Here is a 14,767-nt window from a genome sequence, read left to right as displayed (position 1 = left end):
ATTTTTTGATATCTATTGAATTTTCGGTTCTTTAACAAATATAGAAATCAAATATTATTTTTAATTAATCGTTTTTTATATTCTATACCACATACTCATTAAAAATCTGTTCTACTGCCTTCTCGTATTTAAATGTACTTTGAGACTTTCTTATCATTTTGGCTGTTTTATGTGGGTCTGTTGTTGCATAGGACAAATAGTTCCACATTTCAATCATCTTATTTAACAGATGTTTGTCAGCACTCATTTCCCCAGCAAAATCCCCGTACAACTTATCGTGAAACTGGCGTAAAGTTTCTTTGGAAATCTTCTCTCCACCTTTGATTTCATTAACAAGATTTGGATTTCTCAACAACCCTCTTCCTAACATTACAGAATCAACATCATAATTTGATATAATATCATTATAATCTTCCACCGAAAATACATTTCCGTTGTAACATAATTTATTTTTGCTTACTTTGTAGGCATAATCAAAACTCTCCATGTTGGGAAGTCCGTTATAAAGCTGAACTCTGGTTCTTGGATGCACAATTACTTCCTCAAAAGGAAACTTATTGTACACTTCCATTATCTCAGGAAATTCACTTTCATCAAAGATTCCAATTCTTGTTTTTACAGAAATTTTCATATCAAGCTTGGTAAAAACTTCATCAAAAAACTTTTCCATTAAATCTGTGTCTTTTAAGAAGCCTGCTCCTCTTCCTTTTGGCACAACCGTACCTGAGGGACAGCCGGCATTTAAGTTAACTTCGTTATAGCCCATTTCCTGAAGCTGCTTTGCCCCTTTTATAAAATATTCAGGATTATTTGCCATAATTTGTGGGACAAGATTAATATTTTCATTGTTTTCGGGAAGTAACTCACGAATTTCTTTTCCTTTTAATTTTGGATTATGACAGGGAGAAATAAAAGGTGCAAAATATTTGTCCGGTGAGACAAAAAACTTTGTAAATGCATTTCTATATATACGACCTGTCACTCCATCTATCGGTGCAAAATATAATTTCATATCTATCTCCATTTTTACTTTTTATCTTTAGCCTGCTCTAGTATAACAAAAGTTTTTTCCAAAGTACACTGCCATTATTTATTCAATTTTAACGGACAATTTAACAATTATAAAAAGTACCTACTAACACCCATTAATATAAAACATAACTAACATCCACTAATAAAAAAGAATATTTGAAAATCAACAGTCAAAATGATATACTTTTATAGTTGTAGCTTAATATATCTTTATGATATTAGCTACTAAAAATAAGAGAAATAAGCGAGGTATACATATGAAATTATGGGGTGGTCGTTTTACTAAAGAAGAGAATCAGTTAGTTCACAATTTTAACGAGTCTCTTTCTTTTGATCAGAAATTCTATGCACAGGACATTCGTGGAAGTATTGCCCATGTTAAGATGCTTGGAAAACAAAATATAATTTCTGAGGATGAAATGAACCAGATTATTAAAGGATTAGAAGGTATCAAGAATGATATAGATAATGGAAATCTTGTTTTCACAAAGGAAAGCGAAGATATTCACAGTTTTGTTGAGGCAAACTTAATCGAAAGAATTGGTGATGCCGGCAAGAAACTTCATACAGGACGTAGCCGTAATGATCAGGTTGCACTTGATATGAAACTTTATACAAGAGATGAAGTTGTTGAAATTAATCAGTTGTTAAAAGACCTTCTCTCTTCACTTTTAAAAGTTATTGAAGCAAACACAAATACATTTATGCCTGGTTTTACACATTTGCAGAAAGCTCAGCCTATTACTTTGGCTCATCATTTTGGAGCTTACTTTGAAATGTTTAAAAGAGACAGAGACAGACTTGATGATATTTACGATAGAATGAACTACTGTCCTTTAGGTTCAGGTGCTTTAGCCGGTACTACTTATCCATTAGACAGAGAATATACTGCCAGTCTTCTTGACTTTGCAGGCCCTACTCTTAACAGTATGGATTCCGTATCTGACAGAGATTACATTATTGAATTATTAAGTGCTTTATCTACAGTAATGATGCATTTAAGCCGTTTCTGCGAAGAAATCTGCATTTGGAATTCAAACGAATATAGATTTGTAAATATTGATGATTCTTACAGCACAGGTTCAAGTATTATGCCACAGAAAAAGAACCCTGACATTGCAGAATTAATCAGAGGTAAGACAGGTCGTGTTTACGGTGCCTTAACATCAATTCTTACAACCATGAAAGGTCTACCACTTGCTTACAACAAAGATATGCAGGAAGATAAGGAACTTACATTTGATGCTATTGATACTGTAAAAGGATGTATTCTTTTATTTACAGGAATGATTGACACAATGACATTTAACAAAGATGTTATGGAAGCAAGCACAAAGCATGGCTTTACTAATGCTACAGATGCTGCTGACTATCTTGTAAATCATGGGGTACCATTTAGAGATGCTCATGGTATTGTTGGTCAGTTAGTTTTATTCTGTGAAGAAAAAGGCATCGCCCTTGATGATATGACTTTGGAAGAATATAAGGCAATCAGCCCTGTATTTGAAGACGATATATATGAAGCTATTAGCTTAGAAACATGCGTTAATAAGCGAATGACTATCGGTGCTCCGGGACCTGAAGCCATGGAAAAAGTCATTAAAATTTACAAGGAATATTTAAACAAATAATATTCATGCTAAAATTTATAATAACACATTATATTATTATGAATCTGAGGATAAAAAAATATTACAAATAAACACACTCTAAAAGTTATACTTACAACTTATAACTATAACTTTTAAGTTAAAACTATTAATAATGATTTTTAAATAAGTTATTAAAAAGGTTATAAAAAAGGTTGTTTAAATAAAGTGATAACTGTAAAAAACAGTTCACCTAAAAGTTTAAACAACCTTTTTTATTATGTTATTTATAAGCTTATTGCTTTTAGAATTTCTCTTATGCATTTTCAAATTATTTTTTATGGAATTCCTGCTATATCTTATAAGTCTTTAAAATGGAACTGTCTCTTTCCTTTTGCATAATCATCAACAACATTTCCATTTCCAAATAATTTGTACTTGTAACTTACAAGACCTTCCAATCCAACAGGACCTCTTGCATGAATTTTACTTGTGCTGATTCCAACTTCAGCACCAAATCCATATCTATAACCATCAGCAAATCTTGTTGAACAGTTCTGATAAACTCCGGCAGAATCCACGTATCTCATAAATTCATTTGCAGTTTCACTGTTTTCTGTAATGATACAGTCTGTGTGATGGGAGCCAAAATAATTAATATGTTCAATGGCTTCATCTAATGAATTAATAACCTTTGCTGATACTATGTAATCCAAGTATTCTTTTCTGTTGTCTTCTTCTGTTCCCTGATTGCAACCTGTTAATTTGACGATTTCTTCTGTGCCTCGTAATTCAACATTGTTTTCTTTTAATGCTTCATAAAGCTTTGGTACAAATTCGTCAACTATATCTTTGTGAATCAATAATGTTTCTACAGAATTGCACGCTGAAACATACTGAGTTTTCGCATCTATTATAATTGGAATGGCTTTCTTAAAATCTGCCTCTTTATCTACATAAATATGACAAATTCCATCTGCATGTCCCATTACAGGAATTTTTGTATTATTCATAATATACTGCACAAAAGCATTAGAACCTCTAGGAATAAGCAAATCTACAGATTCGTTGCATGTTAAAAGGTCTGTAATTTCTGATCTTGCTTCTAACTGAAGCATGCAGTTTTCAGGCATACCTGACTTTATAACAGCCTCGTAAATTATGTTAAACAACACTCTGTTGCTGTTCATTGTTTCACTACCACCCTTTAAAATAACGCAGTTTCCACTTTTTATGCAAAGGGATGAAATCTGTATTAAGGCATCAGGTCTAGCCTCAAAAATAACGCCAATTACACCTATAGGACAGGTTTCTCTATAAAGAGTCAAGCCCTCATCTAACTGTCTGTGCATATCCTGTTTAAACAAAGGATCTTCCAGTTTAACTAAGTCTTCAATGCCTGCAATTACATCTCTTAATTTTGTTTCATCAAACTTTAGTCGCTTAATAATAGGTGCTGCAACCTTATCAATTTCAGCCTGTTTTAAGTCCATTGCGTTTGCTTCAAAAATTTCCTGTTGTCTTGCCTTTAATTGTTTTACTACTTCCAGCAACGCCTTATTTCTGGCTTCTTCACTTGTTCCTGCCATTTTAGGCGAAGCCAATTTGACTGCCTTTGCCTCTTCCTTTATATTCATTCTCAACTCCTAACTTGCAATAAATGCATTATATTTAAGGATTACATATTTTACATGGATCATAGCCCTGATTTATAACATCTTCTCTTGTACCTGTATATATACCCTTATTTGACTCACTCATTCGCTTAACACTGCTACATGATGGTAAATGGAATTTGTGAGTATTCATATTTAAAACATATTCAACTTTTCCACTGCTTGATGTGGATTTCTTTGAACCTGATGTACCTGAATTTTTATTTCCAATATTATTTGAATATTTCTTATTATTTTCATTGTCTTCTGTGTTAGAATATTTACCTGTTGATTTGCTATCACCTGTTTTGTAAGTGATACTTACTCCAGGCTGTGCATTGTAACAATACACATTAAATTCAATGCCTGCACCTGAATCCTCAACAGAGTAACCTTCCATCAAGACACCACGTGCAACAAGTTCAGAACCGCTAAATATAGGTGTCACTCTATACATTACGTGATTGTTTGTTTCCTTCACATAGTCGGCTACCATATTTTCAAAAGGTAACATACCGTCAACATTCAAATATCTTGTTCCCGTAATCAGATTTCTTTCGTTGGCATTTTCACCTGTTAATTGATAGCCAATTAAATGACATCTGTTATACAAATATTTTCCGTCAACAAAAGAATATTTTATTGTATGCCAACCTGTAGGTCTTACAGAACCAATTGCACCACGCTTCTGTGTGGGCATAATGTCTCTACCAACTGAAGCAACTGCCACGCCACATCTACCAAGAGAATCTAATGAAGAATATAACTCAAAGGATTTTTTTGTTATTTCCTTCTTGGTAAAATATGGTTTGTTGTTATTTATAACTGTGTAAGCCTTGCCTTTAAATTTGAGACTTTTTACATTTATATTTTTATAGCTAGTCTTTTTGACAGTTATGCTCTTTTTATTAGTTGATGTTTTATTCTTACTACTTTTACTTTTGCCACTTTTATTCTTACTTTTGCTACTATTGTTTGTTTTATTTTTTGCTTTTGTATTTTGGGTACTAACATTTTCAATATTCTTTGCTACAAATTTTGTTGTCTGTTTTGTTGTAGCTACTGTTGTTTCTGCTTTATCATTGTAATTTGGGTCTGTTTCATTAACCGCCCCCAAAACAACAAAACATATAAACAGTGTAATTAGAATCTTTTTTAATTTACTTTTTGATTGTTTCATTTCTCTCATATACCTCTTTTACAATCTTATCATGAGAATATCCCTGAAACTCCAGTGTACTAACAAGCTTATATTGTCTTAATGGCAGCTTGTAGTCAGCCGGATAAACTTTATCCCATCTGTATACAACAACTTTTTTTGCCTTCAAAATATCAACAATTTGATTTTCAATAAAACAATACTCATTGTCTGACACCTGATTAAAATAATCTTCAGAAATCTGAATATTTGCCGGTGTATTTTCAAATAATTCCTTTGAATATTCGTTAATATATAATGTGTTATTTTCTACCATGTGCACAATGTCTCTAATAACATATCTGTCCTTACTCTGTCTTCTTTCATTAAAGAACATACCGTTATTTTCATCTAAACATACTATTGCTATCATATAAATCCACCCCTTATCCTAGTTTTAAATTATCCCTACTAACTATATTTTAAATAATTTTCAGTTTAAATTCTTTATGTTATATCATTATTCAATCTAATTTACTATTTACAAAACTTACATATTGTCAGCATTATTGTCATTTTTATTATTTATATGAACTTCTAACTGATTATATGGAATTTCTATATTATTCTTTTCAAGCTCAGCTTTTATATTTTCTATTAAATAAAAATATGCATCCCAGTAATCATCGGGTTTTACCCAGGCTCTTGTTTCCATATCTATACCGCTGTCAGCGAGTTTCATTACAACTACATTGTTTTCTCGTTCTTTATCAACATATTTGCAATTTCTTATAACATCCATAACTATTTTTTTTGCATTATTTATGTCGCTGTCATAATGAATTGAAAACTTAACATCAACACGTTTTCCGTTTTCATTTGAGTAATTTATAATCACTTTTTTTGCCACGTCGCCATTTGGGCATTTAATTATGGTATTATCAAACTTCACAATTGTTGTATAAATAATATCCACCTTTTTTACTATACCTTCATGACCTTCAATTACAACATAATCTCCCACTTTAAAAGGTCTTGTAAGAAGTAATAAAACACCACCTGCAAAATTTGATAAGCTGCCCTGCAATGCCAAACCAATTGCAACACCGGCACTACCTAATACTGTTATAAATGATGTTGTCTCAATTCCAAGTTCTGAACAAATTACAATGAATACAATAAAATATCCTGTTATTTTAATTATTGAATCGACAAATTTTACTACTGCTTCGTCTGCACTTGTTCTGCCGATAATTTTTTTAAAAAGTTTACGCAATAATTTTATAATTATTTTTCCAATAATAAAGATTATTACAGCATTTATAATATTTATTCCTAAACTTATCATTTTAGATGAAAATCCATCAAATAACTTTGAAAGCTCTGAAACTTTTTCAGCGCTATTCTCACTTACTTTTTCACTTATTTCTTCTCCAATATCTGTTGCTAAAAAAAAGTTCATATTACTCTCCATTTTCAGATTATTTCACTCAAATTTTCGTATAACCTTAATATATAAAAAAGAGACTATTCTAATCAATAGTCTCTTTTTTAGTATATAACCTAATTGATTAGTTCTACTTTACTACTCTAACCTTAATTACGCCATCTACAGCATTTAATTTTTCAATTAAAGTATCTGTTGCACTATGGTCTAAATCAATGATTGCGTAAGCAAAATCACCCTTTGACTTATCTACCATGTCTGCAACGTTCACTCCTTCAGCAGCAATTGTTGATGAAAGCTGTCCAATCATGTTTGGTATGTTCTTATGACAAACTGTAACACGACTTGTCTTATCACATACACCTAATGTTGCTGCAGGATAGTTTACTGAATTTTTAATATTTCCGTTTTCAACAAAATCAACGATTTCTTCTACTGCCATAATTGCACAGTTATCTTCTGATTCTGCTGTTGAAGCTCCAAGATGCGGTGTAGCAATAACACCATCTACGTTAGCTAACTTTGGATTAGGGAAATCAGTTACATATCTCTTAACCTTTCCGCTGCTAAGTGCTTCAACAATATCATCATCACAAACTAATAAATCTCTTGCAAAGTTTAAGATTACAACACCATCTTTCATCATGGCAATTGTATCTTTGTTAATCATTTCCTTTGTATCATCTAAAAGTGGTGTGTGAACTGTAATGTAATCACATTCCTTGAAGATTTCTTCTCTTGTCTTAACTACATTAACGGCTCTCTTTAAGCTTAAAGCTCCTTCTACTGAAAGATATGGATCTGTACCATACACTTCCATTCCCATTGATACGGCTGTATTTGCAACTAATCTACCAATTGCTCCTAAACCGATAATACCAAGTTTCTTTCCCTTGATTTCGTTTCCTGCAAAGTTCTTCTTAGCCTTTTCCATATCTTTGCTAATATTTGCATTTTCCTTGTTGTCAACAACCCATCTGTTTCCACCGATGATGTCTCTTGAACCAAGAAGTAAACCACACATTACTAATTCTTTAACACCATTTGCATTTGCGCCAGGTGTGTTAAATACAACAATACCATTTTCAGCACACTTATCAAGGGGAATATTATTTACACCTGCACCGGCTCTTGCTACTGCTAATAAGCTTGCTGGTAAATCTAAGTCATGCATTGCAGCACTTCTTACAAGTGCCACATCTGCCTCATTAAAATCATCTACGATTTCATAGTTATCATTTAATTTGTTAAGTCCTAATTTTGAAATAGGATTTAAGCAATTTACTTTTGTCATTTTTTATGTACCTCCATAAATGTTTTTAATAAGATATTATTTTAAATATTTTAAATTATTTGTAATAACTCTTATTAAACGTAAATTAAGCATTTTCCTTTTCGAATTTTTCCATAAATTCTACTAAGGCCTTAACACCTTCAATTGGCATAGCATTGTAAATACTTGCTCTCATACCACCAACTGTTCTGTGTCCTTTTAAGTTTTCAAGACCGGCAGCCTTAGCTTCTGCAACAAATTTTGCATCTAATTCTTCATCACCTGTAACAAACGGTACGTTCATAAGTGATCTGTCTTCTTTTACAACAGTTCCCTTAAACAACTTGCTGTTATCTAAGAAGTCATAAAGAATCTTAGCTTTTTCTTCATTGTGCTTCTTCATTGCATCGAGTCCGCCCATCTTCTTAATCCACTTAAATACTTTTCCACAAATATAAATTCCATAGCATGGAGGTGTATTGTAAAGTGAACCTGCATCTGCCTGTGTTTTCCAAGCAAGCATTGTTGGTACTGTGCTGTCAACTTTTTCAGGAATTAAATCTTCTCTAACGATAGCAATTACAACACCTGCAGGACCAACATTCTTCTGAACACCACCGTAAATTACTCCGTATTTTTCTACGTCAACTGGTTCTGATAAGAAACATGAAGATACGTCAGCAACTAAAGTATGTCCTTTTGTATTTGGTAATGTATGATATTTTGTACCATAAATTGTATTGTTTTCACAAATGTATACATAATCAACATCATCATCAATATCTAAATCACTGCAATCAGGAATATAAGAGAAAGTCTTATCTGCTGATGATGCAACTCTCTGTACTTCAACATACTTTTCTGCTTCCTGAGCAGCTTTCTTTGCCCACTGTCCTGTAATAATGTAGGCAGCTTTTCCATTCTTCTTTAAATTCATTGGTACAGCTGCAAACTGCTGTGAAGCTCCACCCTGAAGGAACAATACCTTGTAATTATCAGGAATGTTCATTAAATCTCTAATATCCTGTTCTGCTTCATCAATAATCTGTTGGAAAGCTTTTGAACGATGACTCATTTCCATTACACTCATTCCTGTTCCTCTATAATCAAGCATCTCTTCCGCTGCTTCTTTTAATACTTCTTCCGGTAACACTGCCGGACCTGCTGAGAAATTATATACTCTAGCCATTTCTAATCATACCTCCATATATCTTCTATCTTTTTGGAGCTAATTCATTATCATAAATTAACCCCTATAACATTATAATTAAAGTCAGTAATTAACTGGCAATATTAACAATCATATCCTAATTCTGCTAAATCTTCTTCTGAGAAAGCTTCACTAATAGCTGTATTAGCAGGAACCATTGGGAATACCTTGTCGTCCTGATCAATCTGAGCATCAATTACGCAAGGGATATTCATTTCAATTGCGTCTTTAAGAGCTGCTTCAAATTCTTCTACAGTTGTAACTCTATATGCTTTTGCTCCCATACCTTCAGCGATTTTAACAAAATCAACTGCATCATTTAATACAGTGTTTGAATATCTCTTTCCATAGAACAATGTCTGCCACTGTCTAACCATACCAAGTACATGGTTGTTAATTACAATCTGAATAATTGGTATATTGTATCTTGTTGCAGTTGCAATTTCATTCATGTTCATTCTAAAGCAACCGTCACCTGCGATATTTACGCAAATCTTATCTTTGTTGCCCATCTTGGCACCGATACAGGCTCCAACACCATATCCCATTGTTCCAAGTCCACCTGATGTAATAAGCTGTCTTGATTTCTTATATTTATAGAACTGTGCAGCCCACATCTGATGCTGTCCTACGTCTGTTGTTACAATTGCATCACCCTTTGTAATATTGTAAAGTGAATCAATTACTGCAGGACCTGTTAATTTTGACTTATCTAAATCTAATGGATACTGCTCCTTTAATTCTTCAATATGAGCCATCCACTGACTGTTCTCTTTCTTTTCAACTTTCTTGTTAAGTCTTAATAATACTTCTTTAATATCACCAATAATACTTGCGTCAGCCTTGATGTTTTTATTAATTTCTGATGGATCAACATCAATATGTACAATGTTTGCATTCTTTGCAAATTCTTTTGCATTACCGATAACTCTGTCACTGAATCTTGCACCTAATACAATAAGTAAATCTGATTCTGTAACACCGAAGTTTGATGCCTTTGTACCATGCATACCAATCATACCTGTGTATCTCTTGTTTGTACCATCAAAAGCACCTTTACCCATAAGTGAATCACATACAGGTGCATCAACTAATTCTGCAAACTCTCTTACTTCCTTGTCCGCTTCTGAAATAACAGCACCACCACCAACTAAGATAAATGGCTTTTCTGATGCCTTAATCATATCTGCAACAGTATTAAGGTCATCTTCTGTAATACTGTCTGAATATCTCTTAATTTCTTCAGGTTCTTTACTTGTAAATTCAATCTTATTAGCTGTAACGTCCTTTGTAATATCTACTAAAACAGGACCAGGTCTGCCACTTTTTGCAATCTTGAAAGCCTTTCTAAGTGTTGGGGCTAAATTTTCGATTTCTTTTACAATAAAATTATGTTTTGTAATAGGCATTGTAGCTCCAACAATATCAATTTCCTGGAATGAATCTTTTCCTAAACCTGACTTTGCAACGTTGGCTGTAATTGCAACAAGTGGTACTGAATCCATATATGCTGTGGCAATACCTGTAACAAGGTTTGTTGCTCCAGGTCCTGATGTTGCCATACAAACTCCAACTTTTCCTGTTGAACGTGCATATCCGTCAGCTGCATGAGCAGCTCCCTGTTCATGTGAAACAAGGATATGTGTAATATCATCTGAATTCTTGTATAATTCATCATAAATATTCAAAATTGTTCCACCAGGGTATCCGAATACTGTGTCAACACCCTGTTCTTTTAAACATTCAATAACTATTTGTGAACCGTTTAATATCATAGCGTTTCCCTCTTTCCCTTATTTATTTATTTCTAATATAGCTCCTCTGTTACCTGATGTAACCATTGAAGCGTATCTTGCTAAATAACCTGTTGTAACCTTTGGTGTTCTAGGTTTCCAAGCTTCTTTTCTCTTTGCCATTTCTTCATCTGACACATCAATGTGTAATGTCATTTCAGGAATGTTAATCTTAATAATATCGCCTTCTTCAACTAAAGCAATAGGTCCGCCTACTGCAGCTTCAGGAGATACATGACCAATTGAAGCTCCTCTTGAAGCACCTGAGAATCTACCATCTGTTATAAGAGCTACTGTTTCGCCAAGTCCCATGCCTGCAATTGCTGATGTAGGGTTAAGCATTTCTCTCATACCAGGACCACCCTTTGGTCCTTCATATCTAATTACAACAACATCACCGGGAACAATCTTACCGCCCTTAATTGCTGCAATGGCATCTTCTTCACAGTCAAATACTCTTGCAGGACCTTCATGTACCATCATTGATTCTGCTACTGCTGAACGCTTTACAACTGAACCGTCAGGTGCAAGATTTCCTTTAAGCACTGCAAGACCACCTGTCTTACTATATGGGTTATCTGTTGGTCTGATAACTTCAGGATTTCTGTTTACACAACCCTTAATATTCTCCCCAATAGTCTTTCCTGTTACTGTTATACAATCTTCATTTAATAAGCCAAGTTCACTTAACTCATTCATTACTGCATATACACCACCAGCTTCATTTAAATCTTCCATGTATGTAGGACCTGCCGGTGCTAAATGACATAAGTTAGGTGTCTTTTCACTAATTTCATTTGCAAATGAAATATCGAAATCAAATCCAACTTCATGTGCAATAGCTGGTAAATGAAGCATACTGTTTGTTGAACAGCCAAGTGCCATATCAACTGTTAATGCATTGAGAATTGCATCCTTTGTTATAATATCTCTTGGTCTTATGTTCTTTCTGTATAAATCCATTACAGCCATACCTGCATGTTTTGCAAGTTTGATTCTTTCAGAGTAAACAGCCGGGATTGTACCATTTCCTTTAAGTCCCATACCTAATGCTTCTGTTAAACAGTTCATTGAGTTTGCTGTGTACATACCTGAACATGAACCACATGTTGGACAAACCTTTTCTTCAAATTCTCTAACATCATCTAATGTCATCTTACCTGCTGCATTTGCACCAACTGCTTCAAACATTGATGATAAACTTCTCTTTCTACCATGTACATGACCTGCAAGCATTGGACCACCTGATACGAAAACAGTTGGTACATTAACTCTTGCTGCTGCCATTAAAAGTCCCGGTACATTCTTATCGCAGTTTGGAATCATAACTAAAGCATCAAACTGATGTGCCAAAGCCATACATTCTGTTGAATCTGCTATTAAATCTCTTGTTACTAATGAATATTTCATTCCTTCATGTCCCATTGCGATACCATCACATACTGCAATAGCAGGGAACATAATTGGTGTACCACCTGCCATGGCTACACCCATCTTTACTGCCTGTGCAATCTTGTCCAGGTTCATGTGTCCCGGAACAATTTCGTTATATGAACAAACAATACCAACTAATGGTTTTGCAAGTTCTTCTTCAGTCATCCCAAGAGCATTAAATAATGATCTGTGAGGTGCCTGCTGTATACCTGATTTTACTGCATCACTCTTCATAATAATAACCTCCGTCAATATAAATATGTATTATATACGTTTTGCTATTTCATCACCCATTTCCTTACAACCAACTAATGTCATTCCTTCTGACATAATATCAATTGTACGAATGTTATCCTCTAGAACCTTCTGAACTGCTGCTTCTACAGCATCAGCTTCTTTATCTAAATCAAATGAATATCTAAGCATCATGGCTGCTGATAAAATTGTAGCAATTGGATTTGCCTTATTCTGTCCTGCAATATCAGGAGCTGCACCATGACTTGGTTCATACATACCAAACTTATCTTCTCTAAGAGATGCTGATGAAAGCATACCAATTGAACCTGTTACCATACTTGCTTCATCTGATAAAATATCACCAAACATATTTTCAGTTACTACAACGTCAAACTGTGCAGGATCTTTTACAAGCTGCATTGCGCAATTATCAACAAGCATATGTGTAAGAGTAACTTCAGGATAATCCTTTGCTACTTCATTTACAACCTTGTCCCATAATCTTGAACTGTCTAAAACATTTGACTTGTCAACGCTGATTACGCTCTTACGTCTCTTCATTGCTATTTCAAATGCCTTAATTGCAATTCTTCTGATTTCATTTTCGTTATATGTTAATGTATCTGTTGCTGTAAGGACTCCGTTAACTTCCTCTGTCTTTCTTTCTCCAAAGTAAAGACCACCTGTTAACTCTCTTACAATAATCATGTCAAATCCAGCATCTGCCACTGATTCTTTAAGTGGACATGCATCCTTTAACTCCTTGTAAAGATATGCAGGTCTGAGATTTGCAAAAAGATTTAATCCTTTTCTAATTGCAAGAAGTCCAGCTTCCGGTCTAAGATTAGGTGGTAATTCATACCAACTGTCTTTACCAACTACACCTCCTACGGCTCCTAATAACACAGCATCATTTGACTTTGCTGTTTCAAGTGCCTCATCAGTAAGTGGAACGCCATGTTTATCAATGGAAATACCGCCCATGTCCACTTCTGTGTAGTTAAAGCTGTGTCCAAATTTATTACCGACGACGTCAAGCACTTTTCTTGCCTCTGCTACGATTTCAGGGCCAATTCCGTCACCGGGAATAACTGCAACGTTAAAATTCATTGTAATTCCTTCTTTCTATCTAGTTTAAATTAATATGCTATAAAAGATATACCGTGCCATATTAACTCGTAAAATTATACCTTAAAATCCGTCATATTTCAACCATACATATATAATGTATTTCTTGATTATATTTAACATAAGAAAACTGTCACAATAATTTTTACGATTACTGTGACAGTTATTTTAAACATTATATTTCTTTTTCTTAATCACTCCAAATACTCCTGCAGCCTCTGCAACAGCAGACATAGTTATTCCTGCAACAATTCCTTTCCATGTTTATCAGCAATGAATTCAACATTAAGCAATTTTAATGGAGATAGCTGGTCTCTGTTGCATTTCCATTTTTGTCTTTTACTTCCACCTTGATTTTATCAGAAACATTTTTCATTTCGTGCGAGTGTGCATCCATAGCGGAACGTTTTTTTATTACAGAAAAAAGCCTTCAGTGGCATCACTACCACCAAAGGCTTTTTAATCACAACATCTATATAAAATAAAATGTCTCTTAAGCGTTTGCTTTTTCAATGTCAACAATTGCTGTTTTCTGCATTGGTATACGACAGTTCTTGTTTCCACCAAATTCTACAATAACAGTATCTTCAGTTACATCAATAACCATGCCATAGAAACCACTTGTTGTAAGAATACTATCTCCAATTTCTACGCTTTCCATTAATGCCTTCTGTTTCTTTTCCTGCTTCTTCTGTGGCTTAATAGCTAAGAAATACATAAATCCAATAATGATTACTACATATACTACTATGATAACCCAGCTTCCGCCTGCACTAGCTGCTGCTAATAAATTCATTATAAATCCTCCTCATAATATGTTTTTGATACAAA

Annotated in this window: 12 protein-coding genes; 1 reads left to right on the top strand and 11 read right to left on the bottom strand. The window is 33.8% G+C overall.

All coding sequences use genetic code 11. The annotated features are described in order from the left end of the window. Positions 1-82: 82 nt before the first annotated feature. On the bottom strand, positions 83-1,012 hold the full coding sequence (locus tag ACQY63_RS02005; protein ID WP_428244632.1) for a tRNA dihydrouridine synthase: 930 nt from the start codon (positions 1,010-1,012) through the stop codon (positions 83-85). A 277-nt stretch (positions 1,013-1,289) separates the two neighbouring features. Between ACQY63_RS02005 and argH the strand changes: the two genes are divergently transcribed. Beyond that, positions 1,290-2,663, top strand: coding sequence for an argininosuccinate lyase (argH, locus tag ACQY63_RS02000; RefSeq protein ID WP_022164996.1), 1,374 nt, complete (start codon positions 1,290-1,292; stop codon positions 2,661-2,663). A gap of 317 nt (positions 2,664-2,980) precedes the next feature. Here argH and ACQY63_RS01995 read toward each other — a convergent pair whose 3' ends face one another. From ACQY63_RS01995 to yajC, 10 genes are all read right to left on the bottom strand, one after another. Continuing rightward, entirely contained in the window at positions 2,981-4,258 is a 1,278-nt protein-coding gene (locus ACQY63_RS01995; RefSeq protein WP_022164997.1) for a glutamate-5-semialdehyde dehydrogenase, read from the bottom strand. 34 nt (positions 4,259-4,292) lie between these two features. Then, complete coding sequence (locus ACQY63_RS01990; RefSeq protein ID WP_022164998.1) at positions 4,293-5,456, bottom strand: DNA/RNA non-specific endonuclease; 1,164 nt, start codon at positions 5,454-5,456, stop codon at positions 4,293-4,295. Next, a complete protein-coding gene (locus ACQY63_RS01985; protein WP_022164999.1) occupies positions 5,437-5,847 on the bottom strand; it encodes a hypothetical protein in 411 nt (136 codons plus the stop codon). The genes ACQY63_RS01990 and ACQY63_RS01985 overlap by 20 nt, the downstream gene beginning before the upstream one ends. 117 nt (positions 5,848-5,964) lie before the next feature. Continuing rightward, complete coding sequence (locus tag ACQY63_RS01980; RefSeq protein WP_022165000.1) at positions 5,965-6,876, bottom strand: mechanosensitive ion channel family protein; 912 nt, start codon at positions 6,874-6,876, stop codon at positions 5,965-5,967. A gap of 115 nt (positions 6,877-6,991) precedes the next feature. Further along, a complete protein-coding gene (locus ACQY63_RS01975) occupies positions 6,992-8,155 on the bottom strand; it encodes a phosphoglycerate dehydrogenase (RefSeq protein ID WP_428244631.1) in 1,164 nt (387 codons plus the stop codon). Between the two features lie 85 nt (positions 8,156-8,240). Continuing rightward, the gene (serC, locus tag ACQY63_RS01970) at positions 8,241-9,323 is read right to left on the bottom strand and encodes a 3-phosphoserine/phosphohydroxythreonine transaminase (RefSeq protein WP_412622407.1); all 1,083 of its coding nucleotides are present in this window, start codon (positions 9,321-9,323) and stop codon (positions 8,241-8,243) included. A 104-nt stretch (positions 9,324-9,427) separates the two neighbouring features. Continuing rightward, entirely contained in the window at positions 9,428-11,119 is a 1,692-nt protein-coding gene (gene ilvB / locus ACQY63_RS01965; RefSeq protein ID WP_428244630.1) for a biosynthetic-type acetolactate synthase large subunit, read from the bottom strand. A gap of 18 nt (positions 11,120-11,137) precedes the next feature. Further along, positions 11,138-12,805 carry a dihydroxy-acid dehydratase gene (gene ilvD, locus ACQY63_RS01960; protein WP_302689979.1) on the bottom strand — a complete coding sequence of 556 codons (1,668 nt, stop codon included), beginning with the start codon at positions 12,803-12,805 and terminating at the stop codon, positions 11,138-11,140. A 30-nt stretch (positions 12,806-12,835) separates the two neighbouring features. Further along, on the bottom strand, positions 12,836-13,918 hold the full coding sequence (gene leuB / locus ACQY63_RS01955; RefSeq protein ID WP_022165005.1) for a 3-isopropylmalate dehydrogenase: 1,083 nt from the start codon (positions 13,916-13,918) through the stop codon (positions 12,836-12,838). Between the two features lie 511 nt (positions 13,919-14,429). Beyond that, a complete protein-coding gene (gene yajC, locus ACQY63_RS01950; protein WP_022165006.1) occupies positions 14,430-14,732 on the bottom strand; it encodes a preprotein translocase subunit YajC in 303 nt (100 codons plus the stop codon). Positions 14,733-14,767: the final 35 nt, after the last annotated feature.

Source organism: Eubacterium sp. Marseille-QA0814 (assembly GCF_965119675.1).
Classification (GTDB): domain Bacteria; phylum Bacillota; class Clostridia; order Lachnospirales; family Lachnospiraceae; genus Eubacterium_G.
Note: the sequence above shows the minus strand (reverse complement) of the source record. Positions and strands in the feature narration are given on the sequence as shown.

Bases quoted from the DNA above. Each gene is read 5' to 3' on its own strand.
- ACQY63_RS01975 (WP_428244631.1), bottom strand. From the start codon at position 8,155: ATGACAAAAGTAAATTGCTTAAATCCTATTTCAAAATTAGGACTTAAC.
- ACQY63_RS02005 (WP_428244632.1), bottom strand. From the start codon at position 1,012: ATGAAATTATATTTTGCACCGATAGATGGAGTGACAGGTCGTATATAT.
- serC (WP_412622407.1), bottom strand. From the start codon at position 9,323: ATGGCTAGAGTATATAATTTCTCAGCAGGTCCGGCAGTGTTACCGGAA.
- ilvD (WP_302689979.1), bottom strand. From the start codon at position 12,805: ATGAAGAGTGATGCAGTAAAATCAGGTATACAGCAGGCACCTCACAGA.
- ilvB (WP_428244630.1), bottom strand. From the start codon at position 11,119: ATGATATTAAACGGTTCACAAATAGTTATTGAATGTTTAAAAGAACAG.
- ACQY63_RS01985 (WP_022164999.1), bottom strand. From the start codon at position 5,847: ATGATAGCAATAGTATGTTTAGATGAAAATAACGGTATGTTCTTTAAT.
- argH (WP_022164996.1), top strand. From the start codon at position 1,290: ATGAAATTATGGGGTGGTCGTTTTACTAAAGAAGAGAATCAGTTAGTT.
- ACQY63_RS01995 (WP_022164997.1), bottom strand. From the start codon at position 4,258: ATGAATATAAAGGAAGAGGCAAAGGCAGTCAAATTGGCTTCGCCTAAA.
- ACQY63_RS01990 (WP_022164998.1), bottom strand. From the start codon at position 5,456: ATGAAACAATCAAAAAGTAAATTAAAAAAGATTCTAATTACACTGTTT.
- leuB (WP_022165005.1), bottom strand. From the start codon at position 13,918: ATGAATTTTAACGTTGCAGTTATTCCCGGTGACGGAATTGGCCCTGAA.
- yajC (WP_022165006.1), bottom strand. From the start codon at position 14,732: ATGAATTTATTAGCAGCAGCTAGTGCAGGCGGAAGCTGGGTTATCATA.
- ACQY63_RS01980 (WP_022165000.1), bottom strand. From the start codon at position 6,876: ATGAACTTTTTTTTAGCAACAGATATTGGAGAAGAAATAAGTGAAAAA.